Origin of the sequence: Nocardia cyriacigeorgica NBRC 100375, from assembly GCF_000308555.1 — a bacterium.
Taxonomy (GTDB): Bacteria; Actinomycetota; Actinomycetes; order Mycobacteriales; family Mycobacteriaceae; genus Nocardia; species Nocardia cyriacigeorgica.
In genome coordinates this window covers 55743-81083 of record NZ_BAFY01000199.1, presented here as the reverse complement: position 1 = coordinate 81083, position 25341 = coordinate 55743, and the positions used below count along the sequence as shown (strand labels likewise).

Genomic DNA, 25341 nt, shown 5'->3' with positions numbered 1-25341 from the left:
GGTAGACGGCGTCGAACCGGACCAGCGTGGTGAACAGCCGCACGTCGGCCTCGGTGATGGTGTCGCCGACCAGATAGCGCTGCCCGGCCAGCCGGTCGCCGAGCCAGTCGAGGGCGGTGAAGAGCCGGTCGTAGGCGGCGTCGTAGGCATCTTGGGCGCCGGCGAATCCGCAGCGGTAGACCCCGTTGTTGACCTCGGTGAACACCCGTTGGTTGACCTCGTCGATCTCCGCGCGCAGCTGCGGCGGATACAGCTGCGGTGCGCCGGGGCGATGGAACTCGGTCCACTCGGTGGAGAAGTCCAGGGTGATCTGGGCGTAGTCATTGGTGACCACCTGGCCGGTCGGCACGTCGACCATGGCGGGCACGGTGATCCCGCGCGGGTAATCCGGGAAGCGGGCCAGGTAGGCGTCGCGCAGCCGGTGGATGCCGAGCACCGGATCGACCTCGCCCGGGTCGAGATCGAAGGTCCAGCTCAGCTTGTCGTGGGTGGGCCCGCACAGCCCGAGCGAGATGACCTGTTCCAGCCCGAGCAGGCGGCGCACGATGAGCGTGCGGTTGGCCCAGGGGCAGGCGCGGGCGGCGACCAGCCGGTATCGATCCGGCGCCACCGGGTAGCCGTCTCGGCCGTCCGCGGTGATCCGGGTGGTGATGTAGTTGGTGTCGCGCTTGAACTCGCCCGGCTCGACGTAGCTGCCTGCCTCCGATTCCGCCTTCGTCACACTGACAGTCTCGCAGATCCGGGCCGGGCACAGGGCTTTACTCTGGCCGGATGAGTGACACGAAACCCACCAGACTGGAACGCGAGATCGTCGGCGACGGAGCCGAGGTCGCGACGCTGACGCTGGCCAGTCCGCCGCTGAATCTGTTCGACCAGGCCATGTTCGATGCCCTCGTCGCCGATATCGCCGAGTTGACCGCGCGTCCGCCGCGCGCGCTGCTGTTGCGTGCGGAGGGCAAGGTCGTCTCGGGTGGGGTCGACGTGCACACCTTCGAGGGCTTGACGGTCGAGCAGGGCGCCGAGCTGTGGCGCGATCTGTTCGCTCGGATCTGCCATCCGCTCGAGTCGCTGCCGTGCCCGGTGGTGTTCGCCGCGCACGGCCTCACCCTTACCGCCGCCTTCGAGATCGCGCTGGCCTGCGATCTGATCCTGGCCGCGCCCAAGGCGAAGTTCGGTCTGGTGGAGATCGTTGTCGGGTTGACGCCGTCGATGGGCGGTCCGCAGCGGCTGGCCGAGCGCGCGGGCTCGGGCCGGGCCCGTGAGCTGGTGATGACCGGCGATCTCTACGACGCGGCGACCATGGCCGACTGGGGCGTGGTGAACGCGGTGCACGAGGACCTCGACGCGGCCGCCACGGCGCTGGTGCACCGGCTGGCACAGGGACCGACCCGCGCGCATGCGGCGACCAAGAAGATCGTCGAGGCCTGGCGTTCGGGCGGTGTGGCGCACGCCGATTCGGTGACGCCCGAGGTGTCGGGTGAGCTGTTCGCCACCGAAGACCTGCGCGGTGCGGTGCGCAGCTTCCTGGAACTCGGTCCGGGTAAGGCGACCTATACCGGACGCTGATCCGCCCAGGTCCCGGACGTGTGCGGATGACGACACGGAAACATTCGCCGACTCCGACCGCGAATTTGTGATCTGCGTCATATAGTCACAGTGCCTGACGGTTCGAAGCACGCGGAGGTCCGATGAGAGACGGCATGACGAGGCTCATCGGGCCGAGTGTGGACGAGGACGGGGCGGCCGGCCTGCTGGTCGAGTATCCGGCCGGGCAGCGGGCAGGCGATCCGCTGGCCCGCGGCGCCGACGGCGTGCTGCGCTACGGCAACCTCACCCCCGCCCTCACCGAACTGCTCGACCTCCAGGTGCATGCCTTCACCAATCGGGAGGCCGTGGTCGAGGTCGGCGGGCCCCGGCTCACCTACCGCGAGCTGTGGCATTCGGCCTCGCGGATCGCGGGCGGCCTCCAAGAGCACGGCATCGGCTACGGCGACCGGGTCGCGGTCCATCTGCCGGTCGGCGCGCGCTGGGTGCAGGCGTTCCTGGGCGCACTTCTCAGCGGCGCCGTGCCGGTCCTGGTGCACGACGGGCTACCGGCCGCGGTCGCCGAGCGCGTGATCGCCGACAGCGGCGCCGATTTCGTGCTCGGCTCCGGTGGCCGCGGCTGCGGTTCGACCAGATCCGGCGGTGTCGTCGAGGCCGAACTGCCCGACGGTGCGGCCTTCATCGATGACGGTGCGGCCCTCGACGACCTCGCCCTGCTCTGCTACACCAGCGGCGCGGCCCCGGGGCCGACGCTGCCCAAAGGCGTGGAGCTCACCAACGAGAACCTGCTCTCGGCCATCCGTTCGGTGGTCGCCGCCCTCGATCTGCCCACCGACGGGTTACGCAACCTGGTGCTGCTGCCCTTGGCGCACGCCAGCGGTTGCGTCGACCAGCTGCTGCCCACCTTCGCCGTCGGCGGCACCGTTGTGCTCGCACCCGATACCAGACGGCTCGCCGAAATCCTTGCCGCCGAACGCATCGACATGATCGCCGCTACCCCGCGTATCCTCGGTGCCCTGCTGCCGGAGCTGGCCGCCGACCGCGCCGACGGGCTGCGCACCGAGGGCGTTGCGCGCATCAGCACCGCGGGCCATCGCGCCGAGCGCGCCACGGCCGGGCTCGACGCGGACGAAGTGCGTGCCGTGTTCCCCGACGCGCGCCAGTGGGCGGTCTGGGGCGCCACCGAGACCAGCGGCATCGGGCTCGCCGTCGACGATTCGCCCGCCGATCCGGCGGTGCTCGGATTGCCTTTCGGCGGTACCGAATTGGCGCTGTGGGGCCCGCACGCCGGGCATGGTCACGGCGAACTGCTGTGCCGGGGCCCCAATGTCACCCGTCGCTACTGGAACGACCCGAAGGCCACCGCGGCACGTTTCACCGGCACCTGGTTCCATACCGGCGATCAGGTCACCATCGGCGCCGACGGTCTGGTCCGGCGCAGCGCGTAACCCGCCCGTTCAGCCGACCAGGCGTTCGCGCAGTCGCGCGCGCAGCTCGGCGGTCAGGCCGATGGCGGCCAGATACCGTTCGATATCGCCGTGCAGCTCGCGCACCGAGTCCAGCCCGCTGCGCAGGTACTCCTCCCGCACGCCGAGCAGATCGTCGGAGAAGACGTGGTCGGGGCCGAGGTTGTCGGTCAGCATCGCTTTCAGCACCGGGACCGCTGAGTTGCTGAGCAGGTAGTCGGCCAACACGTCCTGTTCCTCGACGCCCACCGCGTGCAGCAGCATGGCGACGGCCCAGCCGGTGCGGTCCTTGCCCGCCGCGCAATGCACCAGCACCGCGCCGTCGCCGCCCGCGACCGATTCGGCGAGGGCGAGGATGGCCGCGTGTGCCTCCGGGCGTGCCGGGAACATCCGGTAGACCTCGATCATGTGCGCCTTCGCCGCGCCCGTCGCCGGATCGTGTGGGGGTGCCTCGCCCATATCGGCGTCGAACGGGGTGACCATGAGTCGGATGCCGTCGGGCAGCTGGTCGGCCCCGTGTTTGGCGATCTCCGGCTGGCCGCGCAGGTCGTGCACCGCGCGCACACCGAGTTCGCGCAGTACCGCGTGGCCGGCCTCGTCCAGGCTGCTCAGCTGGGCCGAGCGCAGTAGCACGCCGGGCCGGATGGTGCCGCCGCCCGCGATGGGCAGGCCGCCGAGGTCGCGGAAGTTGAAGGTGCCGGGGATCCGCAGGTGGCCGGCCAGGGGCGAGAGAGTCACTTGCTCAGGCTAACGGTCGTCAGGCGACGGCGGCCACATGTCCGTTTTGCGAGGTCCAACTGTGTGTTCGGCCACAGTCCGCGGGTCACGGAGTCGATCATGTCGTACGCTGAACGATGCTTTGTGCCGTAGCCGGGGAGGGGCGAGAGTGATGTTCGCGGAAGCGATTCCAGCGCAGCGCGGAAGAGTTCGACAGCGTTCCGTTTAGGTAACAAAACAATCTTTTAGTCTGAATTTACCCATGGAACTAGTTCTTAAACCCTGAAAACCTTCTACCATTGATGAGCGCTGCCTGGATGGGCTGCACTTTCCCGACAAGTGCCCACCAGGCGGTGAATCGCGGCCGACGAGGTGCGCGAGATGTGTTCGCCGAGGGAGTCGTCGTTGATCGCACGTGGAGAATTGGTGGAGGCCCGATTGCGGCCGACCGTCTGCGAGGCAGTCGAGAATGCGGCTGCTTCGCTCGATATGCACGGTGTGCGCGCACTGCGAGTGCTGCTGCATGCCGGTTTCAGCGCGTACTGGCCGTTGGTGAAGGCCACCCCGGCCAAGCAGTTGCAGGCCTACGAGGAGGCCGTCCAGCGCTTGCGTGAGCATTGGGACGGCGAGACCGAGACCGATTCCGCCGCCGGGGCCACCCTGTTCCGGGACATGGACGCCGAGGCCGTCGTCTTCCTGGAGATGTGCGCCCGCCATGCCGGTGCGCAGTGGCTCGAGCCGGTGGAAGCCATCGCCGCCTACGTCGTCTCGGTGCTGCAAGGGGCGGTGCTGCGCTGGTTGGCCGACCGCGACGACGAGACGATCCTGGTGGTGCTCGACGACCTGGTATCCAGCCTGGCGACCCGCGCCGCCGACCTGTAGACAGTATCCGCGCAGTACTGGACGCCTGACCAGTTGCATGGTTGAGTGGTTGGGGTGACCGAAACGTCGCCGATCGCGGGGCTGCACGCCGCCACCGCCGACCTCGAGCCGCCCCTCGCCGCCCTCGACCTGACCGCCCTGCGCGCCAATGCCGCCGACCTGGTGCGCCGCGCCGGTGGCGTCCCCATCCGCGTCGCCAGCAAATCCGTGCGCTGCCGCGCCGTCCTCGAAGAGGTTCTCGGCGCCGGGCTGACCGCCGCCGGTGGCTTCGCCGGAATCATGTCGTATTCGCTGGCCGAGGCGATCTGGCTGGTCCGGCTCGGCGCGCGCGATGTGTTGCTCGGCTACCCCGTGACCGACCGCGCCGCGCTGGCCGAGCTCGGCGCCGATCCGGTGCTGCGCGATGCGATCACCCTGATGATCGACGATGTCGACCAGCTCGACCTCATCCGTGCGGCGGTCGGCAGTGATGCCGTGCATCCGCGAGTGTGCCTCGATGTCGACGCCTCCCTGCGAATCGGGCCGCTGCATCTGGGGGTGCGGCGCTCGCCGATCCGCGGCCCCGAACAGGCCGCCGCGCTGGCGGAGGCGGCGCTCGGCCGTGGTTTCGACGTCGTCGGCGTGATGACCTACGAGGCCCAGATCGCCGGCCTGCCCGACAGCAATATCGCGGTGCGGCTGGTGAAGAAGGCCTCGGCCGCCGAGATCGGCCGTCGCCGCGGTGCGGTGGTGGAGGCGGTGCGATCGGTGGCCGGGTCGCTGCAGATCGTCAACAGCGGCGGCACCGGATCGATCGAGGTCAGCACGGCCGACGCGGTCGTCACCGAGGTGACCGCCGGATCCGGGTTCTACGCGCCGACGTTGTTCGACGACTATCGCGCGTTCAGTGCCACGCCGTCGCTGTTCTTCGCGCTGCCGGTGGTGCGTAAGCCGACCGACCGGATCGCCACCCTCTTCGGCGGTGGCTATATCGCCTCCGGTCCGGCCGGTGCGTCTCGGGTGCCGAAGCCGGTGTGGCCCATCGGTTTACGGTTGATCGGCACCGAGGGCGCGGGTGAGGTGCAGACTCCGCTGACCGGTGCCGCCCACCTGCGCATCGGCGATCGGGTGTGGATGCGCCATGCCAAGGCCGGCGAGTTGTGCGAGCGGTTCGACCGCATTCATCTGGTCGACGGCGAGGGCGGGCGCATCACCGTGCCGACCTATCGCGGCGAAGGAAAATGCTTCGGCTGAGCGGGGGATATGCCCGAAAACGGGGCCGAGAATTACCGGCTGTAGTAGTCGGCAATTACACCATCGCAATACAAAACCGACTGGTTTGAATAATTGATCGGCACGTGCCTGCATTTCGCTGATCCGTAGCCGACCGGGGCGATAGCAATGTCCCGCACGTTATACGGGTACTCCCAACCGGTATGTGCGACGGGGAATTCGGAGCCCGCTCTCGGTTCACCCCAGGCGCAGAAAACGCGACAACTCGGTCAGCTGCGCCGGTGTGCTCGGCAGGTACTCGGTCAGCAGCGGAGAGCGGACGATGATCGCCTTCCACAGCGCCCGGCACAGCGCGCCCTGCACGAGCGCGCGCGAGATCAACGTCGACAGCCCGTGCGGTGCGTCGGCCGGGCTCGACGTCGCCAGCGACACGATGACCACGGCCGCCTCCCGGCCGCGGAACAACTCCGGCGTGCCCACCAGCACATCGTCGATCTTCGCCCGGGCCAACAGCGTCGAGATCCGCGCCACCTGAGCGCGATACGGGGTGACGACGAAGATGTCGTGCGGATGCAGCCGCCGCGTCGTCGCTCCGATCGTCCACGTCAGGCCGAGCAGCGCGCGCACCCGGCGCACCACCTCGCGGGCCTCGGCCACCGACTCGGTCGCATTGCCGTGGTGCTCGACCAGGACGGAGTCGATGCCGGGCTCGGTATCGGCGAGCCTGCGGGCAAGGGTCACGGTATCGCTGGCACGCAACCTGCCGTCGTAGTAGAGCCGCGAGATCGGTTCGGCCACCTTCGGATGCATGCGCCAGGTGCGGTCCAGGAAATAGCCGCGCTCGATGGGCAGCGTGTCGCGGCCGTCGATCAGCCGGCCGAGCACCGACTCGCCGACCGGTTCCGGGTGGGCCGCGCCGGTGCGCTCGGCGGGCGCGAACGGGACGCTCGGTGCGGTCGCCGGTGCGGGCACAGGGTCACCGATGACGAGCAGGTTACGCGCGCTCGCCGCGGCCGCGACCGCGTCGGCCAGCGGGAACCGCCCGGCGTCGGCGACCACCAGCAGGTCCAGATCCTGGTACGGCACCAGCTCCGGGTCGGCGAAATCGGCCGGGGCGCCGCCGATCACGCAGCCGTTGATCGCGTTGTCCAGGAAACGCCGATACCGGCCGGCGTCGATGACGGCCCATTCGGGCGCCGGGACCGTGACATCCTTCTTGGCCACCAACTGCGGCAGCACGCCGACTTCGACGACCGCGTCCAGCAGGTTCTCCACGATCGCCGGAGTCGGCGCCACCACACCGACCCGCCAACGATGCCGGGTGACCATCCGCTCGATCACTCGCGCCGCGGTCACCGTCTTCCCGGTGCCGGGCGGGCCCTGCACGGCCACATAGGAATCGTCGAGCGATCGCACCGCCTCGGTGATGGCGGCGGCGAAATCACCGTGCACCCGAGGCAGCGGCGCACCGCCGCGGAGCCGGGGCGGGTGGCAGGCGAGGATGTCGAAGATCGCGCCCGCCGGGATCCGCGGGAGCGTTACCAGCAGCTGCTGGGCGTGGTGTTCGATCGCGGCGTCCACATGAGTGTCGGCGGTGGGCAGGCCGGGGGCGATGGCGGCGGGCAGATCGTCGAACGGGGCGCAGCCCGCGGGCAGGCGCTCCTCGAGCCTGACGGTGTCGTCGAATTCGGCGTCCACCGAGCAACCGAGCACCGTGGCGGTCGCCGTCGCGCGGGTGCCCGCTGCCGCGACCATGCCCTCGGCCACCGGACGGTCGTAGAAGGTGTAGACCGCCGTGCCCGGCGCCAGCCCGCTGCCGGCACCCATCCGTCCGGTCAGCGTGATGAATCGGCGCATGCTGTCCCCATGGGGGCCGATGTGCCATTTGGTGTCGACGGTGCCCCACTCGGCGACGAGCACGCCGGGCGCCTCCGGCCATTCGTCCACCGGATGGGTGAGCCGATCGGCATGTGCCCACCACAGCGGCTGCCGTTCCCGGCGCCGGTATCCCAAGGCCGCCGCCATCAGCGACGCGACGTGGCGTGCACTGGATTCGGCGTCTGTCCGTTGCCTCGCCGAGCCGGGCGCCGGTGCCTGCTGCCCGGCGGATTCGCCCCGCAGGTCGGGCATCGCGTCCGACGTGGCAGTGGTGTACTCGACGGACGCGGTGCCGGTGTTGACGATGGCAGCGGTTCCGGCGTTCTCGACGGCCGCGAAGCCGAGGGAACCCGCCGGTGCATCACCGCTGTTGTCGCCGACCGGCACGGTTGTATCGGGGTCGCCCGGAGTTCCTGCCGCGGCACGGGCCTGCGGGAGTGAGGTGGTAGCCGCCGGGACATGCTCGCCGGGCCCGGCCGGAACAGCAGGTGTAGCAACCGCGCTCGCGGCGGTGTGCGTGGCCGGTGGGACGCGCTCGGCGAATTCGGCGAGCGCGGCTTCCAATGGAGTCGGCCGGGCGAGCGGTTCCGCCGAGACGCTCCGGTGGCGCTCGGCAGCACGCGCGGTCGGTGCGATGTGTTGCTCGGCAGCGCGGTCGAGCAGCCAATCGCGCAGCCGCAGCACGGTGACGCAGTCGTGGCCGGCAGTTGCGGGCAACTCCGAATCATCCGGCAGCAGCGAGCGCAGCCGGTCCGGTGTGTACGAGTCGACGCCGACCAGCAGCGCGCTACGCACGATCGGATACAGGTCGACTAAGACGCCGCCGCGCAGCAACTCGTCGATCAGCTCTTCGCCCGTACCGAACCGGCCGCCCGCGCACAGTAGCGCCGAGCGGACCGCCGAGGTGTAGTGGAAGACATGCAGTTCGGGATGCGTGCGGCGACGCTGTGCGATGGCATCGAGCACCTCGTCGAGCGCGGCGCGCTGCTGTGCCCGGGTCTCGGCGCGGACGCTGTCGAGTGTCGCCGGAACCAGCAGCGACAACTGGACGCCGTCGGCGTCGGCGAGCTCGACGCGCAGGTGAGTCGCCGGGTCGACGCGCCCGCCGGTCGGCGCCGCACCTGTGCCGGCGGGTGCGGTGTCGATGGTGAGCGCGAGGTCGCCGGCAGTGGGGACCGGCAGTGCGCCGAGCGCGGTGGGATCGATGACGGTATGGGCGGGCCGGCCGGAATCGTCTGGGCGCAGCTGGATCTCGGCCTGCCTGCGCAGCCCCAGCAGGGTGCGCGGTCCCACCTCGGGCAGGGACGGCAGCGGACCCGTCGTCGTGGCCAGCCGGTCGATGGTGCCGATGCCGGACTCGCGCAGCCGCGCCCGCGCGGTGCCGCTCATCCCGGCCACCAGCAGCAGATCGCGGGCGGCGGTGAGCGCGTCCACGCACACCGGGCAGCGTCCGCAGGCCAGGTAGCGCGGGTCGCCCCACTGGGCGGGCAGCAGTTCGCCGAGCTTCTCGTCCACGATGTGACCGACCCGTGCGCGGCGTGCGCGATACACCGGAAGCAGCTCGGCCAATGGCAGCGTATGGGTCCGGCCGCGGTGTGACTGCGCGATCAGCGGATCGACGGGGATCCCGGCCGCCTCGATCGCCGCAGCGCAGCCGGCGAGTTCCAGCGCCGAGGCGATCGCGAAGTCCTCGCCGGTGACGCCGTGCACCCGATAGCGCACCCGGTGCTCGGCGCGTACCAGAAAGTCGGCGCGGCAGGCGAATTCGCCGTCGAAGAACACCGCACCCGCGATCACCGGCGCCTTGGCTCGCAGTGCGGCAAGGGTTTCGGCGTGCGCGGTGGTCAGCGCGGCGGCGACATCGCCGTCCGCGCGATCCAGATCGGTCTGCTCCACGAACCCGCCGATCTCGACGAGATCGGCGCCGTGTATGCGCCGCAGCCGCGCGAGCATCAGGGCCCGTTCGGCCCGACGGTCCGCCTCGGCCGATCCCGGCGGTGGGGTCGCGGCAGGCGCGTCACTCGCGGTGCCCAGATCGGCGTCGAGGGCGTGCAGCATCGCGAATTCGCACCGCGCGGCGCGGGCGAGGTCTGCGGCGGTGCTGACGACACGATCACCGAACACGAACAAACGCGGCCCTCCTGTGCCCGGACTCCGGCACCGGTCAGCGCTTCCTTGCGCACCGGACGGCAACACCTTAGCCAGCGGGTCCGGTCGCGCCGAAGCCTGCCCGGCCCCGGCGTGGCGTCAGGACCGGGGCTTGCGCCGCTCGTAACGCTTGCCCGCGTCGCGGTCGCGGCGCGGTCCGCGGCTGAACGAACGCTGTCCGGGCGGGCCCTGATCGAGCTGCAACTGGATGAGCTGACCGCTGATCCTGGTGCGCCGCAACGCTTCCAGCGTCTCCTGCGGCAGATTCGCCGGCAGCTCCACCAGGCTGTGGTCGGGGCGGATGCTGATATGGCCGAAATCGCTGCGTCGCAGTCCACCCTCGTTGGCGATCGCGCCGACGATCGCGCCCGGGACCACCCGGTGCCGTTTGCCGACGCTGATCCGGTAGGTGGCCAGCTCCGCGCCGGTGGCCCGGTGCCGGGACGCGCCGCCGCCGGCCCGCTCCTCCTCGAAGCGGCGCGGGGCGCGCTCACGCTGCGGGCGTTCGACCGGTTCCGGTTCCGGCTCCATGAAGAAGTTGTCGCCGTCGTAGGAGCCGACGGCCAGCGCCGCCGCGATATCGACCAGCGGGATGTTGTGCTCGCGCTCGTACTCCTCGATCAGCTTGCGGAACAGCGCGAGGTTGGCGGAGTTGAGGTTCTCCGTGATGGCGTCGCCGAACTTCGAGACACGCTGGGCGTTGACGTCGTCGACGCTCGGCAGCTGCATCTCGGTGAGCGGATGCCGGGTGGCGCGCTCGATGGCCTTGAGCAGATGCCGCTCGCGCGGGGCCACGAACAGCAGCGCCTCACCGGAGCGGCCCGCGCGGCCGGTGCGGCCGATGCGGTGCACATAGGACTCGGTGTCGTGCGGGATGTCGTAGTTGACCACATGCGAGATGCGTTCCACGTCGAGGCCGCGGGCGGCGACGTCGGTGGCGACCAGGATGTCGAGCGTGCCGGCCTTGAGCTGGCCGATGGTGCGCTCACGCTGGGCCTGGGCGATGTCGCCGTTGATGGCGGCGGCGGAGAAACCGCGGGCCCGCAGCTTCTCGGCCAGCTCCTCGGTGGCCTGTTTGGTGCGCACGAAGATGATCATCGCCTCGAACGACTCGACCTCGAGGATGCGGGTCAGCGCGTCGAGCTTGCGCTGATGCGACACCTGCACCCAGCGCTGGGTGATGTTGACGTTGGTGGAGGTCTTGGCCTTGACGGTGATCTCGACCGGATCGTTCAGGTACTGCTTGGAGATCTTGCGGATCGCCGCGGGCATGGTGGCCGAGAACAGCGCGACCTGCTTATCGGCGGGCGTGTCGGCGAGGATGCGCTCGACGTCCTCCTGGAAGCCCATCTTCAGCATCTCGTCGGCCTCGTCGAGCACCAGATATTGCAGCTGCGACAGGTCGAGCGTGCCCTTCTCCAGATGATCGATCACGCGCCCGGGCGTGCCGACCACGACATGCGCGCCGCGCCGCAGGCCCGACAGCTGCACGCCGTAGCTCTGACCGCCGTAGATCGGCAGCACATGCAGGCCGGGGATATGCGTGGCGTAGCGGCCGAAGGCCTCGGCGACCTGGATGGCCAGCTCGCGGGTCGGCGCGAGCACCAGCGCGCGTGGCGCCTTACCGGCGGCCTCGAGCCCCATCAGGATCGGGATGGCGAAGGCGGCGGTCTTGCCGGTACCGGTCTGCGCCAGACCGACGACGTCGGCGCCGGAGAGCAGCGGCGGGATCGTCGCCGCCTGGATCGGCGACGGCGATTCGTAGCCGACATCGGCGATGGCCCGCAGAATGCGGTCATCGATGCCGAGATCGGCGAAAGTGGGGTCGACAGGGCTGGTATCGCCGCCCGCGGCGGCGGATTCGTCGTCGCTGGAAACGCTGTCGACCTGATTTGTGCTCATTGAGCAGCAGTTTACTGCCTCCTGGTGGCTGTCCCGGCCACCGGGCCAATACGGTGAGACCTATGCAACCGCAGAACACGGCCGCGACGGCGGCGACCGGGTCCGGGCGCGTGGAGGTCGCGGTGGTCCAGTTCGCGCCCTCTACCGAGCCTTCGCAGAATCTGCGTCAGCTGCGCGAGCGGGTGCGCGAGGCCGCCGAGGCCGGGGCGCAGGTGGTGGTCGCTCCGGAGTACTCGATGTTCGCCGTGAGCAAGCTCGATCACCGGGTCGTTGCCGTCGCCGAGCCGCTGACCGGGCCGTTCGTCACCGGGCTCGCCGCGATCGCGGCCGATTACCGGGTGCATCTGGTGGCCGGTGTGGTCGAGACCACCGCACCAGGCGAGAACCGCATTCACAACACGCTGGTGGCACTCGGACCGGACGGCACCCTGCTCACGAACTACCGGAAGGTGCACCTCTACGACGCCTTCGGCCATCGCGAATCCGAGGTAGTGCGGCCGGGGCAGGTGGCCGATCCGGCGATATTCGCCGTGGGCGAGCTCACCTTCGGATTGCAGACCTGTTTCGATCTGCGCTTCCCCGAGGGCTGCCGCCGGGTGGCCGCGGCCGGCGCGCAGGTACTGCTGTTGCCCGCGCAGTGGATCCCCGGGCCGGGCAAGGTCGAGCAGTGGACGACGCTGCTGCGCGCCCGCGCCATCGAGAACACCGTCTACGTGGCCGCCGCCGATCAGAGTGCGCACCGGGGCGCGGGGTCGTCGATGATCGTCGACCCGGCCGGCGTCGTCCTCGCCGCCCTCGGCGAGGAACCGGGCGTACTCGTCGCGACCGCCGACCTCGCACGGGTGCGCGAGGTGCGGCTGGCCAACCCGAGTCTGGACCTGCGGCGATTCGAGGTCGTCGAGCGCGTGGCGGAGTAGCGTTCGAAGTAATGGTGTACAGCGATCGTGGCGCCGCCGGTCGCGCGCTGGGTAAGAGATTGTCCTACCTGCACGCGACGAATCCGCTGGTGCTCGGTCTGCCCCGCGGAGGCGTGCCGGTGGCGGCCGCGGTGCGCGAAGTGATCGGCGGCGATCTCGACATCCTGCTGGTGCGCAAGCTCGGCGTGCCGTGGCAGCCCGAACTCGCGGTCGGCGCGATCGGCGAGGACGGCGCCAGGGTGATCAATACCGACGTGCTGGCGCACACCGGGCTGACCCGCGAACGGGTCGACGAGATCGAAGCCGTCGAACGCGCCGAGCTCGAACGCCGCCGGGCCGTCTGGGGCGGCGACCGCGAATCGATCCCGCTGGGCGGCCGCACCGTCGTCCTCGTCGACGACGGCATGGCCACCGGCGCCAGCATGCTGGTGGCCTGCCGGGTCGCGCGGCTGCGGATGCCGGAGCAGATCGTGGTCGGGGTGCCGGTGGCCTCGGCCGAAGCCATGGACCGGGTCGCGCTCGAAGCCGACGACGTGGTCTGCCCGCTCGTTCCGCCCAGCCTCGGCGGTGTCGGCAATGCCTACCGCGATTTCCATCAGCTCGCCGACCACGAGGTGACCGAGTTGCTGCGCGCCGACGTCTAGACCGAGATCCTCACCACTGGTCGGCGAGGGTGCGCCGTTGCGCGGCGGTGACCATCGGGCGCAGATGCCCGGTGAACTGCTCGGCGTCCACCGCGACGATGTCGACGCTGTTGCCGGTGCGCACCAGGTAGCGGCCGTCGTCGGTGAGATCCACCCAGCACAGCACGCCGAACGGATCCAGTTCCTCGTCACGGCGCACCGACACCACGATCTGGCCGATGCCGTCACGGGGCTGCCGCAGCAGGGTCCGGATCTTGGCCGGTTCGGTGGGGCCGGCGACGGGCATCGTCACGAGATTGCGGCTGTCCTCGACAACCCGCGACAGCGGCGCGTTGAGCCGTGGACCGGTGCCCGCGGGGAAACCGGGCAGCATCGACACCACCCGCCCGGGTAGCGATTTGGCACCGCCTGCCATCACCGTCAGCTCGGCACCGCGGTCCGGTGCGCTGCCGGGGCGCTGCGCGGCGACCACCGCGACATTGCCGCTGGCCGCGCCGAGCACTCGGACCGGCGTGGGTGCGCCGTCTTCGCCGCTGCGTTCACCGAACACCTCGACGCACACGTCCGGCCTGGCCAGCACGCGCAGGGCGGCCTCCAGGTCGGCGTCGAGGGTGCGGTCACACCAGTCGGTCAGCGCCGGCAGTTGCGCGGCGCGTTCGGCGGTGTCGCGCGCCGACAGGCGCACGGCCAGCGGGTACGGGATACGGTCGCCGTCGGTCCGGGACCAGGCCATGGCGAACTGGTCCGGGGTCATGCTCCAGTTCACTCGTGCTCGGTCCACTCACCGAGGACCGGCGGCGTGGTCGGGTCGAGCGAGCCGATCAGCTCGCCGCCCTCACCACCCGGCTCGAGGAAGGTCAGTTCGTCGTCGACGTAGTGCAGGTCGTCGTCCTCGTCGTCGAATTCGTCGGTTCTGGCCGGCGCCTGCTTCGACGCGACGGTGGCGGAACCCGAGCGGGTGGTGTCGGCGGCGGCCAGCGCGCCGCCCATCAGCCCACCCATGGCGCCGGCGCTCATGCCGGTGATCGCCTCGCTGCTCGCGCCGGGCGAATCCTGCCGCTTCTCTTCACGTTTGCGCTGATCGTCGGCGCCGGTGTTCGCGGGAATCGAGCCGAGGCCGGCGACGGACGCGGGGGCCGGGACGGCGGGCGCCGGTGCCGCGGCGGGCATTGCCGCCGGGCGGTCGACCGATGCCGCCGGAGCGACAGCGGCGGGCGCGGTGGTGGCGGCGGCCGGGGTGGTGGCCGGCGTCTGCGGTGCTGCCTCCGGACCTGCGAGAACCGGCGCGGCCGCGGGGATCGTCAGCGGGGCGGGAGGATCCGGCTCGATCGCTTCCGCCGCCGGCGCGACGGGCTGCCGGTCGTCCTCCGGTGCCGGGCCACCGATGACGACGGCGCCGGCCGCGGACGGTGGCGTCACCGGCCTGCCTTCGCCGCTTTCCGGCACCACGATCGGCACCGGGCCCGGCCGCGCGGCTTCCGGGGCAGGATCGGCCGACGCGCCGGCCACCGCGTCCGGGAACGCGGGAATGCCGGCACCCGTCGGGATGAACGCGCTGGTGTAGATGCTCTCCATCACCCGGACCACATCCTGGCGGGAGTTCTCGGCGGACTTGGCCGCGGTGACGTTATCGCTCGCGCGCGCCGGATCCAGCAGCGCCGCCGCCAGATCCGGTTCGGCCTCCGAAGGCCCGGGCACCGCGCCGCGCAGCGCCTCGGCCGCATCGCCTGCCTGCCCGAGCCGCTGCCCGACCACCGTCATCACATCGGCGAGCTGCCTGCCCAACTGCTCGAAATCGCGCACCGCCGCGGCGGCCTGCTGGGCCGCACCGCCGCGCCAGCCGTCGGCGATGGCGGAGCGGATCTCGGTGTGCGCCTGGTCGACCGCGTCGGTCAGGGCGGCGGCGGTGTTCTGCCAGGTCTGCTGGCCTGCCAGCAGCGTGGCCGGGGCCAGCTGCTGCACTGCGGCATGGATCTGGCCGTGGGTGAGGTTGTCGAAGATCTCGACGGTCGAGGCGTAGTCGGGGTCGACGCGCTGGTGGGCACCGCGTTCGGCGGCGCGCGGCATCTCACGCATCGGCGGCCACCTTCCTGGTGGCGGCGGCGACGGCGTCATCGGTGTCGCGGTAGGCCGTGGCGGCGGCGCGGAAGGTGTGCGCCAGGCTCCGCGCGGCGGCCGCGTATTCACGCAGCCGGGCGATGGCATCGGTGGCCTTGCCCTCGAAACCGCGACGCAGCGCGTCACCGGAGGCGAAGCCGCCGAAACCCGGCAGCGTGGTGGCCGCGGCGAGTTGCTGGATCTGGATGTCGACCTGATCGGCGAGCTGTTCGTAGCGCAGGGCGCACTGTTCGTGCGCCCCCTCGGCCACCAGGACACCGTCGATCCACAGATCGCCGTTGTCGACCGCGGTGCCGAGTGCGGCGATATCGTTGCGCTGCACCTCGTCCCCCTTCTTCCCATCGGCTGCCTGCGCAGCTGTCGGTCACGAGCGCCGTGCCAACCCCTTGACGACTCCCAGCGTCCACTCCGCGATGTCGGCGGCGACCCGCGCGTGCACCGGCTCGTGCAGCAGATCGTGCCCGGCGTCGGCGTACTCCCGCAAATCTACCGACTCGTGGCGCTCAGTCCATACCCGCATCGCGTCGACGGGCGCGCGGCGATCGTCGGCGCCGTGCACGGCCAGCACCGGAAGCCGCGGCGGCAGTGGGGTTCCCACGGCTCCCGGCGCGCCGCCGCCGAGCGCGCGGCGCGGCACCCCGGACAGCACCAGCCCGGCGAGCGTGTCCGCGGGTAGTGCGGGGACCAGCGGATAGTCCGCGGCGACGGTGTCGGTGCCGCGGACGGCGTCCGGATCGGCGGATTCCGCCGGTGGGACGGCCGCGCCCAGTGCGCCGAGCGCGGTGACCGCGCCGAGCGAATGACCCATCAGGATCAGCGGTGTCTCGGGGACTTGCGCCCGGACCAACTCGATCATCGGTACCGCGTCCGCCACCAGTTCCCGCAGTGTGCCCGGCTGCTCGGGATCGCCTTCGCTGAGGCCGTGCCCGGCGGTGTCCAAGGCCCACATCTCGATACCCGCGCCGCGCAGCACCCGCGCGAAACGGTGGTAATGCCCGCTGTGCTGACCGATGCCCGGCAGCAGCACCAGCACCGCCGCCCGGCCCTCGTCCGGCCACCGCCGATAGTGCATCCGGCCGCGCGCGCCGTCGAAGTAACCCATCACCGCATCGTCGCAGAGTTCTTGCCGCCTTGGGGACTCACGTTCTGGTACTGATGCGAGTTTTGCCCGGCTGAGTATGGGATCCATCACAGCCCTGCGTGAGTCGCCGAGTCCGCGTGCCCTCGTTCGTCGTCCGTATCGCCGAGAACGCCGAGACGCCAGCCCGGCCTTCCTCGGCTTCAACCTCTTCTCCCACACCCTCGCCCGCGCCGGTGTCTGCCATGGTCGAGACGGCCGCGGTGAGTAGGGGGATGATCGGGAAGGCCATCCGGGGTCGAGGCTGCCGTGCCGGTCCGAGGGCTGTTCCAGAGCCCGACTATCGAAGAGCTCGCAGCGCCCGTTCGGCGAGGTCCCGGACCCGGTCCCGCAGTTCGGGTGGTTCGTGCACCTGGAACTCCGCGCCGAGGGCGAGCAGGCGTTGGGCCAGCCATTCGGGGGAGTCGTCGCGGTCGCAGTCCATCCGGCAGGTGGCGGCGTCGATGGCGGTGACGTCGCCGGGATCGTCACCGAGGCGGCCCGCGACCCGGGCCAGCGGTGCCTCGATGGTGACGCGGACGTGCAGCACCGGCGTGCCCCAGTCGGTGCGGCGACCCGCGACGTAGGCCGCGGGGTCGTCGGCGGGCAGCGGGCGCGGGGTGAAGCGGCCGCCGGTCGGGCGCGCCCGCTCGATCCGGTCCACCCGGAACATCCGCCAGCCCGCGCGGTCGAGGTCATAGGCGACCAGATACCAGCGCCGCCGGGAGGCGACCACGCCCGCGGGCTCGGCGTGCCGGGCGGTGCTCGCACCCGCGCCGTCGCGATAGTCGAAGCGCACCCGTTCGGTATTGGTCACCGCGACGGCCAGGGCGGTGAGTACCTCGGCGTCCACTCCGGGGCCTGCCTCCGACGGCGTCACCACCGCGGTCCCGAGCACCCGGACCCGGCGCCGCAACGTGCTGGGCAGAACCTGCTCGAGTTTGGCCAGCGCGCGCACCGATGCCTCCTCGATCCCGGTGATGGCCGACCCGGCGGCCGCCCGCAGCCCGACCGCCAGCGCCACCGCCTCGTCGTCGTCGACCAGCAGCGGCGGCATGGCGGCGCCGGCGACCAGCCGATAACCACCGGCGGCGCCCATCGTCGCCTCGACCGGGTACCCGAGTGCGCGCAGCCGATCGATATCGCGGCGCACGGTGCGTCCGGTGACGCCGAGCCGTTCGGCCAGTTCGCTGCCCGGCCATTCCCGTGGGGTCTGCAAGAGCGAGAGCAGCCGTAGCAGGCGTTCCGGAGTGTCGTTCATACGTTTCAGGATTCCCGATAAGTAGGACCTGGTCGGTCCTATATGGGCCCTAGCGTAGTTCGCGGATCGACCCCGAGCCCACAGGAGAAACCCGATGACCGCCCCCATTCGCCCCTTTCGGATCGACATCCCGCAGGCCGCCCTCGACGACCTGCACGAGCGGCTGGCCCGTACTCGCTGGAGCGCCCACCAGTTGCCCGGGGGCGAGGACTGGGAGCGCGGCGTCCCGCTGGACCATCTGAAGGAGCTGGCCGACTACTGGCGCACGGAATTCGATTGGCGCGCCCAGGAAGCGGCGTTGAACGAGTTCCCGCAGTTCATCACCGAAATCGACGGCTTGGATGTGCATTTCGTGCATGTGCGCTCGACCGACCCGGACGCCGTCCCGCTGCTACTCACTCACGGCTGGCCGAATTCGTTCGTCGAGTTCAGCAAAACCATCGGCCTGCTCGCCGAGCCAGGAGCCCACGGTCTCGACGACGCCCAGGCCTTCCACGTGGTGGTCCCCTCGGTGCCGGGCTTCGCCTTCTCGGCACCGCCCAACGAGACCGGGATGAGCACCGCGCGGGTGGCCGCGATGTGGGTGACGCTGATGGAACGGCTCGGCTACCGGCGCTACGGCGTGCAGGGCGGTGACCTCGGCGCCTACATCGCACCGGAGATGGCGATCGCCGCGCCCGACCGCGTGATCGGCGTGCACCTCGACGGCGGTATCGGCATGCCCACCGCCGCGGATGTCCCCACCATGACCGACGACGAACGCGCCGAATGGGATCTGATGCAGCAGTGGATGACCGGTGTCGACCACCACGCGCTACTGCGCGCGGCCCCGCAGACCTTCGCCCACGCCTGGACCGATTCGCCGGTCGGCCTGCTGGCCTGGATGGTGCACAAGTTCCACGAGTTCTCGCCGTTGCCGCAGTACACGATCGAACGCGATCACCTGCTCACCAATATCGCGCTGTACTGGTTCACCGACACCGCGGGAACCTCGTCGTGGCCGATGTACGACGGCCTCGGCGAGAACGGCTTCGTCTGGCCGAAGGGGCAGCGGCTGGTGCCGACGGGGACCTACGGCGGTGGTTCGGCACTGATGCGGCGGCTGGCCGAGCAGGACAACGACATCGTGCACTGGCCGGAGGGGAATTCGGGCAATCACTTCGCGGCGATGGAGGTACCCGCGGAGCACGTCGCCGACATCCGCGCGTTCTTCGGCAAGGTCGCCGTTCGCCCGTGAACGGACTCGGTGAGGGGGGCGGTCAGTGACCGCCCTGCACTTGAGTACCCGCCGGCACCGACGGCTTCGCGGGAGCGGTCGGTGCCGCAGGTGCGGGTGCCGGAGCGGGAGCGGCCTCGGGGGCGGGTGGCGCGACTGCCGCCTGCCCGGAACCGGCATTGCCGGACTCGGCGGGAGCGGGAGCAGGTGCCGGAGCAGGGCTCTCGGCGGGCGGCGGCGGCAACTGCACCGGCTGCTCGGCCACCGAGAAGGTGCCGACGGTCGGCATCATCACGCAGCGCGCGCCGGGGTAGTCGATGGTGCCCCACATCGAGGCCAGCACCGTGCCCGGTCCGCTGTTCACGGTCTTGGCCAGCGCCGGGGTGCCGAGATCGGTGCGCTCGTCGAGCATGTCGAGGCCGCTGGCCCCGTTGTTGATGTTCACCCAGGCCACCACGAGGCCCGAGGACAGCGGGACACCGGAATGCGCGGGGGTGGCGTGGAAGGTGAGCGTGCCGGGGGCGCTGTTGACGCCGACATTGGCCGCGGGACCATTAGCTGTGCCCGCGCCGATGATGGTGGTGACCAGGCCGTTCACACCACAGCCGAAAGTGGGCGCCGGGTAGGCGAAGGGGGCGAAGGCGCCGTTGATCTCGCGCAGCTTCGCCACGTCGACCAGATCCGTGTACTCGCGCAGGGCGCCGACGCCCGCGGTGGCGGCCTTGTCGCCCTCGGCGCGGTCGGCGAGCGCGGTCAGGCCCTTGTCGACCGGAGTCGGCGCCGGATCGGCGGTGGCCGTCGTCGCGGTGAACGTCAGGGCGGCGCCTACCCCGAGGCAGGCCGTGGCCGCGGTCACACGTGCGATGGTTCTGCCGTTCACTGACTCAACTCCCTCGATCCGAACCATGGGACGGCCCGCGTCCCGTGCAGCAACGTACCAGGGGTGGCGGTTGCCCGCCGGGGTTGCTCGCGGCGATGGCGCAGATCAGGCCGTATGAGCACGGGCACGCGTGTCGCCCGGTTGTGATCCACTCGACAATGCACGATCTCCAGGGGGTAGTTTGGTCCGGGAGATACGAGACACGCAGGGAGATGCGTATGAAACTAGCCCTTTCCCCCGACGACGTCGCCTTCCGCGACGAGCTGCGCACGTTCTATCGCAACGAGATCCCCGCCGACATCCGTGACCGGGTCAAATACGGCCACGAGCTGTCCCGCGAGGACATCGTCACCGCGCACAAGATCCTCAACGACAACGGCCTCGCCGTCCCCAACTGGCCGGTGGCCTGGGGCGGCAAGGACTGGACGCCGATGCAGCGCCACATCTGGCAGGACGAGATGCAGCTGGCCTGCGTGCCGGAGCCGCTGACATTCAACGCCCAGATGGTGGGTCCGGTGATCGCCCACTTCGGCTCCGAAGAGCTCAAGCAGCGCTTCCTGCCGCCGACCGCCGCGCTCGACATCTGGTGGTGCCAAGGCTTCTCCGAACCCGACGCCGGTTCGGACCTGGCCTCACTGCGCACCACCGCCGTGCGCGACGGCGACTCCTACATCGTCAACGGCCAGAAGATCTGGACCACGCTGGCCCAGTACGCCGACTGGATCTTCTGCCTGGTCCGCACCGACCCGAACGCGCCGAAGAAGCAGGCCGGTATCTCGTTCCTGCTCTTCGATGTGAAATCGCCCGGCGTCACCATCCGCCCGATCAAGCTGATCGACGGCGGCTACGAGGTGAACGAGGTCTTCTTCGAAAACGTCCGGGTGCCCGCCGATCAGCTGGTCGGCGAGGAGAACATGGGCTGGACCTACGCGAAGTTCCTGCTCGGCAACGAGCGCACCGGCATCACCGGCGTCGGACGGACCAAGGTCAAGATCGGTGTGGCCAAGGAATACGCCGCCGCCACCCGGTCGGGTTCGGGCACCCTGCTCGATGATCCGTTGTTCGCCGCGCGGGTGGCCGAACTGGAGAACGAACTGCTGGCGCTGGAGCTCACCCAGCTGCGGGTGGTCTCGAACTCTTCGGACGGTAAGCCGAATCCGGCGTCGTCGGTGTTGAAGCTGCGTGGTTCGGAATTGCAGCAGGCGGCCACCGAACTGCTGCTCGACATCGCGGGCCCGGACGCGCTTCCGGTCGGCGCGGACGATATCGCCTCGCCGGGCTGGGCGCAGCGCAGCGGACCCGGCTACCTGAACTATCGCAAGACAACCATCTATGGAGGTTCGAGCGAGGTGCAGCGCACCATCATCGCCTCCACGATCCTCGGATTGTGAGGCGACACCATGGATTTCGATCTCACCGATGAACAGGTCATGCTTCGCGACACCGTCCGCGAACTGCTGGCCCGCACCTACGATTCCGAAACCCGGCTGAAGGTCACCGAGACCGAGCTCGGCTGGAGCCGCGATGTGTGGCGTCAGCTGGCCGAACTCGGGGTGCTCGGGTTGAGCTTCACCGAGGAGGACGGCGGCATGGGCGCCGGTCCGGTGGAGACCATGCTGGTCCTGGAAGAAGTCGGGCGCAGGCTCGCACCCGAACCGATCCTGGACGCGGTGCTCGTGCCCGGTGGTTTGGTGGCGGCGGCGGGAACGGCCGATCAGCGGCAGCGAATCCTGCCGGAGCTGGCGGCAGGCAACAGGCTGCTCGCCTTCGCGCACGCCGAGCCCGGTATCCGCTGGCCCTCGGCGGAGATCACCACGCGCGCGGTGCCGCAGGGTGCGGAGTATGTGCTCGCGGGTGTGAAGAATCCGGTCGCGCACGGTGATTGCGCGGACGAGTTCGTGGTCAGTGCGACTCTGCCGGACGGTGGTGTCGGGCTGTTCCTGGTCGCCGCCGACGCCAAGGGCGTCAATCGCACCGCCTACGCCACGGTCGACGGTCAGCGCGGCGCGCAGCTCGAATTCGACTCCAGCCCGGCGGAACTGCTCGGTGACAATGCCGACTCCTCCGCCGCGGTGCGGTCGGTGCTCGCGCAGGCCCAGGCCGGCCTGTGCGCCGAATCCATCGGCGCCATGGAGGAGGCTCTGCGGCTGACGACCGAGTACCTGAAGACGCGCAAGCAGTTCGGGGTCACCCTGTCGAAGTTCCAGACGCTGACCCAGCGCGCCGCGAATATGTACGTGTCACTGGAATTGGCGCGCAGCATGAGCCTCTACCTCACCGCGTCGCTGGCCGACGGCAAGGACGACGCGGTCACGGTCTCGCGGGCCCGGTTGCAGGTGGGCCGGTCCGCGCGGCACGTCGGTCAGGAGGCCATCCAGATGCACGGCGGCATCGGCGTCACGGCCGAGTACCCGGTGGGTCACTATGTGGCCCGGCTGACCGCCATCGAGCGCACACTCGGCGGCGGGCTCGAGCATCTCAACGTGCTCGCGTCGCAGGTGGGTAACTACGAGTTGCCGGAACTGTAGGCAGCATGTGCGGTGCGGCCCCGGCGGGTGTTCCGCCGGGGCCGTTCGCTGTTCGGAAGGCGTTCGCGCCGTCAGTACTCGCCGTCGATCGTCGGCGTCGGGACCCGATGCGGTGCGCGCGGAGTCGGCTGCGGGACTTGCGGCTCCGGTAGTTCGGTGGACGCGGGCCGGGTGGTCGGCCGGGTGTAGGTGGTCGTCTCCGGGTCGACTGTTTCCGGGTCGGCGCTGTCGGGTTCGTAGGTCGGCAGCGGACGAGTGGTGCGGGCCGGGCGAGTGGTGGGGGTGCCGGTCGGCTCCCAGTCCTCGGTGGTGGCCGGCGGCTCCGTCGTCGTGGTGCGCTGCGGGCGCGGGCGGCGGGTGGTGGATTCGGAGTCCTGCTCGGCGCTGTCGGTCGAATCCTCGTCGGGCAGCTCGGTGGTCCAGTGCGCGGGCAGGGTGCGCCGGGGGCCGGGATCGGGGGCGATCCGCCAGGTCGGCGAGGGCGGGATGACCACTTTCGACGCGGTGATGGTGGTGCCCTCGACGACCGGCGCCGGGGCGTTCGGCCCGGACCGGATCGGCGGCGGTGCCACGTAGGTGTCGTCATGCCCGACGCCGCAGGCGCCGATGAGGACCAGACCGAGGGACACGGCACCGGCGGCCGCTACCGGACCGACGATTTTCGCCCTGTTGCTCTCCATCGGTGACGCTCCTGGGTAAGTACGAGTCGCGCTCACCCTAGACGAGCCAAGCTGTCCCGGCCAGATGGTGGTGCGCCTGATCCCTGTGTGCCGGAGGCCGATCGGCTACCACGGACCAGCTCTGAAACGTAGTTAGGTCAGATAACGAAGTGGTCACCTCGGCGTGTCGCGCAGCCGGGTGCGGCAGAATCCACTGGTTGTGGTCGTAGCGTATGTGATGCAAGTTACGCGTGAGACGCCTGAAACCTGGATGAGAGCGCATCGAGCGGTTGGCGCGCACGGAATTACTCAGAACGGCGTCATCGAGGAGTAGATGATGGGAGCTTCTTCGACCACCCCCCTGCCCGCCGCGGCCACACCGGCCACGGCGTCGTCGCCGGATCTCGGCGACGCACCCACTCGTGCCGTACCCGCCGTGCTGTCGCGGGTGCTGGCGTGGGTGTTCTTCATCGGCGGGCTCGTCGGTGCGATTCTCGGCATCGCGGGTCTGCACGTCGAAATCACCGTCGCCGGACTCATTCTGGCCTGCACGACCGGGCTGATCCTGCTCAAACTGCGGGCCGACGCGGCCGGCACCGCGGCCGCGAGCTGACCGGCGAGCTCGTCGAAAAACGCGGGCACGCACCAGGCTTCGTTGCCTAGCCTGGATTCCATGGACATCGAGACCACCGGCGACGCCGTCCGGTTCCGTGCGGCGGCCGACGCGGTGCTGCGGCAGGACCCCTTGCGGCATACGGTGATCGCCACGACCGTCAACAACATCGCCTCCGGGCTGGACAGCCCGCCGGAGCCGCCGGTCTTCGTCACCGCGCGCACCGGCGCAGGCGCTGCCGGCATCGCCATGCGGGCCGGCCGACGCGATATCTACCTCGGCGCGCTCTCGCCGGACGTCATCGCCGCCGTCGCGGACACCTTCGCCACCACCTCGCCGGAAGCCGGTGGAGTGGAAGGCCCCACCGCCGTCGCCGAGGCTTTCGCCGGGCGCTGGTGCACGGCGCTGGGCGGCGATCCCGTTCCCGCCTTCGCCACCACGCTGTACCGGCTGGGTGATCTCGTCGCACCCACGGTGCCCGGTACCGCCCGGCAGGCCACCGAAGCGGACCTGGACCTGTGCCTGTCGTGGATGACGGCCATGCGCGTCGAGACCGGCATCCCGGCGGGCGCGCCATCGGAGGAGGCGCTGCGCAAACGGATTCGCGCGGGATCGTGGTGGTTGTGGGAAGACGGCGGCGGACCCGTGAGCCTGGTCGCCCGCCAGCTCCCGTCCTTCGGCTGGTCCCGCATCGGACCCGTGTTCACCCCGCCGATCGCCCGCGGCAGGGGATATGCGAGCGCGCTCACCGCTCATGTCTCGCGGGTGCTGCGGGCCGAGTCGGTCGATGTGTGCTTGTTCGCCGACACCGACAACGAGCTCACCAATCGGCTCTACCGCAGAATCGGTTTCCGGGCGGTCGACGGCTACACCGCGTTCCGGTTCGATGGCACCGAGGCGCTCGATCGGGCTGGGGCTCGGTGACCGACGCGTAGGTGACCCCGTGACGCCGAGTCCGGGCGCTCGGCGATCGTCAGGCCGAAGCCTGGTCGTCGGCCGGCCAGATGCTGCGCAGCGGGCGCAGTCCGTCCTCGACGTAGTCGGCCACGGGGCGGGTGCCGCCGTCGAGGTACCACTGCTCGAGCGCGGCGAAATAGCCGAAGGCCAAGGCGTTGGCGGCCACCCTGGCCTGAGTGTCGGTCAGTCGTCCGGTCGACGCGATCAACGGGGTGAGTCGCTGCGCGGTGCGGTCGGCCGAGGCGCAGGCGGCCATGCGCACCGACGGCTCGGAGAAGTGGTAGCGAATTCTGCGCCACGGTCCCGTGTCGGTCGCGCGGTCTTGCGGGCCCGAACGGTGCCCGGCGACACTTTCGTCGGTGCGCACCGAGCGCAGCAGGCTGCCGATGGGATCGCGCGGATCCACCATTTTCTCGATCTCCTCCGCGCTGAGCGTGTCGAATTCGTCGGCGACGATGATCCCTTCTTTCGTGCCGAAGAGGCGATAGACCGTCGAGGCCGACACTTCGGCGGCCGCCGCGATTTCGTCGATGGTGACGGCGCCGAAGCCCTTCTCGTCGAACAGGTCGAGGGCTCGTTCCTGGATGGTGTGCATCGCCTTGACGCGCCAGCGTTCGCGAAGTCCGCTCATGCGGTCACAGTATCAGCAAGTAACTGTCTGAAGCATCGGACTGTCTTTCA

At 70.2% G+C, this 25341-nt stretch carries 23 protein-coding genes; 11 read left to right on the top strand and 12 right to left on the bottom strand.

Translation table 11 applies throughout. The features are described 5' to 3' along the window. On the bottom strand, nt 1–721 hold a 721-nt coding region (locus RJ05_RS20095; RefSeq protein WP_036539324.1), incomplete at its 3' end, for a glutathione S-transferase C-terminal domain-containing protein. A 50-nt stretch (nt 722–771) separates the two neighbouring features. On the opposite strand from RJ05_RS20095, the gene RJ05_RS20090 reads away from it, so the two are divergent. Together RJ05_RS20090 and RJ05_RS20085 are read left to right on the top strand one after the other, a co-directional pair. Then, nucleotides 772–1566: an enoyl-CoA hydratase/isomerase family protein gene (locus RJ05_RS20090; RefSeq protein ID WP_036539321.1), complete on the top strand. Its 795-nt coding sequence runs from the start codon at nt 772–774 to the stop codon at nt 1564–1566. 134 nt (nt 1567–1700) lie between these two features. Further along, complete coding sequence (locus RJ05_RS20085; RefSeq protein ID WP_051016755.1) at nt 1701–2993, top strand: class I adenylate-forming enzyme family protein; 1293 nt, start codon at nt 1701–1703, stop codon at nt 2991–2993. A gap of 9 nt (nt 2994–3002) precedes the next feature. Here the strand turns inward: RJ05_RS20085 and RJ05_RS20080 are convergent, their stop codons facing one another. After that, entirely contained in the window at nt 3003–3749 is a 747-nt protein-coding gene (locus RJ05_RS20080) for a tyrosine-protein phosphatase (RefSeq protein WP_036539319.1), read from the bottom strand. Nucleotides 3750–4133: 384 nt separating this feature from the next. Here RJ05_RS20080 and RJ05_RS20075 point away from each other — a divergent pair, with 384 nt between their 5' ends. Together RJ05_RS20075 and RJ05_RS20070 are read left to right on the top strand one after the other, a co-directional pair. Continuing rightward, nucleotides 4134–4610, top strand: a complete 477-nt coding sequence (locus tag RJ05_RS20075) for a TetR family transcriptional regulator (RefSeq protein WP_228801427.1) — start codon at nt 4134–4136, stop codon at nt 4608–4610. 45 nt (nt 4611–4655) lie between these two features. After that, on the top strand, nt 4656–5843 hold the full coding sequence (locus tag RJ05_RS20070; protein ID WP_081597433.1) for an amino acid deaminase/aldolase: 1188 nt from the start codon (nt 4656–4658) through the stop codon (nt 5841–5843). Nucleotides 5844–6059: 216 nt separating this feature from the next. Here RJ05_RS20070 and RJ05_RS20065 read toward each other — a convergent pair whose 3' ends face one another. Then, the gene (locus tag RJ05_RS20065; RefSeq protein WP_036539315.1) at nt 6060–9830 is read right to left on the bottom strand and encodes an AAA domain-containing protein; all 3771 of its coding nucleotides are present in this window, start codon (nt 9828–9830) and stop codon (nt 6060–6062) included. 117 nt (nt 9831–9947) lie between these two features. Next, nucleotides 9948–11750, bottom strand: a complete 1803-nt coding sequence (locus RJ05_RS20060; RefSeq protein ID WP_036539313.1) for a DEAD/DEAH box helicase — start codon at nt 11748–11750, stop codon at nt 9948–9950. 62 nt (nt 11751–11812) lie between these two features. Between RJ05_RS20060 and RJ05_RS20055 the strand changes: the two genes are divergently transcribed. Both RJ05_RS20055 and RJ05_RS20050 read left to right on the top strand, forming a co-directional pair. Next, nucleotides 11813–12667 carry a carbon-nitrogen hydrolase family protein gene (locus RJ05_RS20055; protein WP_051016754.1) on the top strand — a complete coding sequence of 285 codons (855 nt, stop codon included), beginning with the start codon at nt 11813–11815 and terminating at the stop codon, nt 12665–12667. Nucleotides 12668–12678: 11 nt separating this feature from the next. Continuing rightward, nucleotides 12679–13311, top strand: coding sequence for a phosphoribosyltransferase (locus tag RJ05_RS20050; RefSeq protein ID WP_036539311.1), 633 nt, complete (start codon nt 12679–12681; stop codon nt 13309–13311). 10 nt (nt 13312–13321) lie between these two features. Here the strand turns inward: RJ05_RS20050 and RJ05_RS20045 are convergent, their stop codons facing one another. From RJ05_RS20045 to RJ05_RS20025, 5 genes are all read right to left on the bottom strand, one after another. Continuing rightward, nucleotides 13322–14065: an ESX secretion-associated protein EspG gene (locus RJ05_RS20045; RefSeq protein ID WP_036539310.1), complete on the bottom strand. Its 744-nt coding sequence runs from the start codon at nt 14063–14065 to the stop codon at nt 13322–13324. 8 nt (nt 14066–14073) lie between these two features. Then, a complete protein-coding gene (locus RJ05_RS20040) occupies nt 14074–15387 on the bottom strand; it encodes a PPE domain-containing protein (RefSeq protein ID WP_156090835.1) in 1314 nt (437 codons plus the stop codon). After that, nucleotides 15380–15751 carry a hypothetical protein gene (locus tag RJ05_RS20035; protein ID WP_036539308.1) on the bottom strand — a complete coding sequence of 124 codons (372 nt, stop codon included), beginning with the start codon at nt 15749–15751 and terminating at the stop codon, nt 15380–15382. Before RJ05_RS20035 ends, RJ05_RS20040 begins: the two co-directional genes overlap by 8 nt. Nucleotides 15752–15793: 42 nt before the next feature. Then, on the bottom strand, nt 15794–16531 hold the full coding sequence (locus RJ05_RS20030) for an alpha/beta hydrolase (RefSeq protein ID WP_036539306.1): 738 nt from the start codon (nt 16529–16531) through the stop codon (nt 15794–15796). 316 nt (nt 16532–16847) lie between these two features. Next, complete coding sequence (locus RJ05_RS20025) at nt 16848–17807, bottom strand: helix-turn-helix transcriptional regulator (RefSeq protein ID WP_036539304.1); 960 nt, start codon at nt 17805–17807, stop codon at nt 16848–16850. A gap of 94 nt (nt 17808–17901) precedes the next feature. On the opposite strand from RJ05_RS20025, the gene RJ05_RS20020 reads away from it, so the two are divergent. Continuing rightward, a complete protein-coding gene (locus RJ05_RS20020) occupies nt 17902–19044 on the top strand; it encodes an epoxide hydrolase family protein (RefSeq protein ID WP_036539303.1) in 1143 nt (380 codons plus the stop codon). A 22-nt stretch (nt 19045–19066) separates the two neighbouring features. Here the strand turns inward: RJ05_RS20020 and RJ05_RS20015 are convergent, their stop codons facing one another. Continuing rightward, nucleotides 19067–19879: a hypothetical protein gene (locus RJ05_RS20015; protein ID WP_232052186.1), complete on the bottom strand. Its 813-nt coding sequence runs from the start codon at nt 19877–19879 to the stop codon at nt 19067–19069. A 242-nt stretch (nt 19880–20121) separates the two neighbouring features. Between RJ05_RS20015 and RJ05_RS20010 the strand changes: the two genes are divergently transcribed. Then, nucleotides 20122–21294 carry an acyl-CoA dehydrogenase family protein gene (locus tag RJ05_RS20010; protein WP_014352622.1) on the top strand — a complete coding sequence of 391 codons (1173 nt, stop codon included), beginning with the start codon at nt 20122–20124 and terminating at the stop codon, nt 21292–21294. 9 nt (nt 21295–21303) lie between these two features. Next, complete coding sequence (locus tag RJ05_RS20005; RefSeq protein WP_036539301.1) at nt 21304–22431, top strand: acyl-CoA dehydrogenase family protein; 1128 nt, start codon at nt 21304–21306, stop codon at nt 22429–22431. 71 nt (nt 22432–22502) lie between these two features. Here RJ05_RS20005 and RJ05_RS20000 read toward each other — a convergent pair whose 3' ends face one another. Further along, the gene (locus RJ05_RS20000; protein ID WP_051016753.1) at nt 22503–23111 is read right to left on the bottom strand and encodes a hypothetical protein; all 609 of its coding nucleotides are present in this window, start codon (nt 23109–23111) and stop codon (nt 22503–22505) included. Between the two features lie 316 nt (nt 23112–23427). Between RJ05_RS20000 and RJ05_RS19995 the strand changes: the two genes are divergently transcribed. Next, nucleotides 23428–23703, top strand: coding sequence for a hypothetical protein (locus tag RJ05_RS19995; protein ID WP_036539300.1), 276 nt, complete (start codon nt 23428–23430; stop codon nt 23701–23703). Between the two features lie 60 nt (nt 23704–23763). Next, complete coding sequence (locus tag RJ05_RS29470) at nt 23764–24627, top strand: GNAT family N-acetyltransferase (protein WP_051016752.1); 864 nt, start codon at nt 23764–23766, stop codon at nt 24625–24627. 49 nt (nt 24628–24676) lie between these two features. Here the strand turns inward: RJ05_RS29470 and RJ05_RS19985 are convergent, their stop codons facing one another. After that, nucleotides 24677–25291, bottom strand: coding sequence for a TetR/AcrR family transcriptional regulator (locus tag RJ05_RS19985; protein ID WP_036539298.1), 615 nt, complete (start codon nt 25289–25291; stop codon nt 24677–24679). Between the last annotated feature and the right edge of the window lie 50 nt (nt 25292–25341).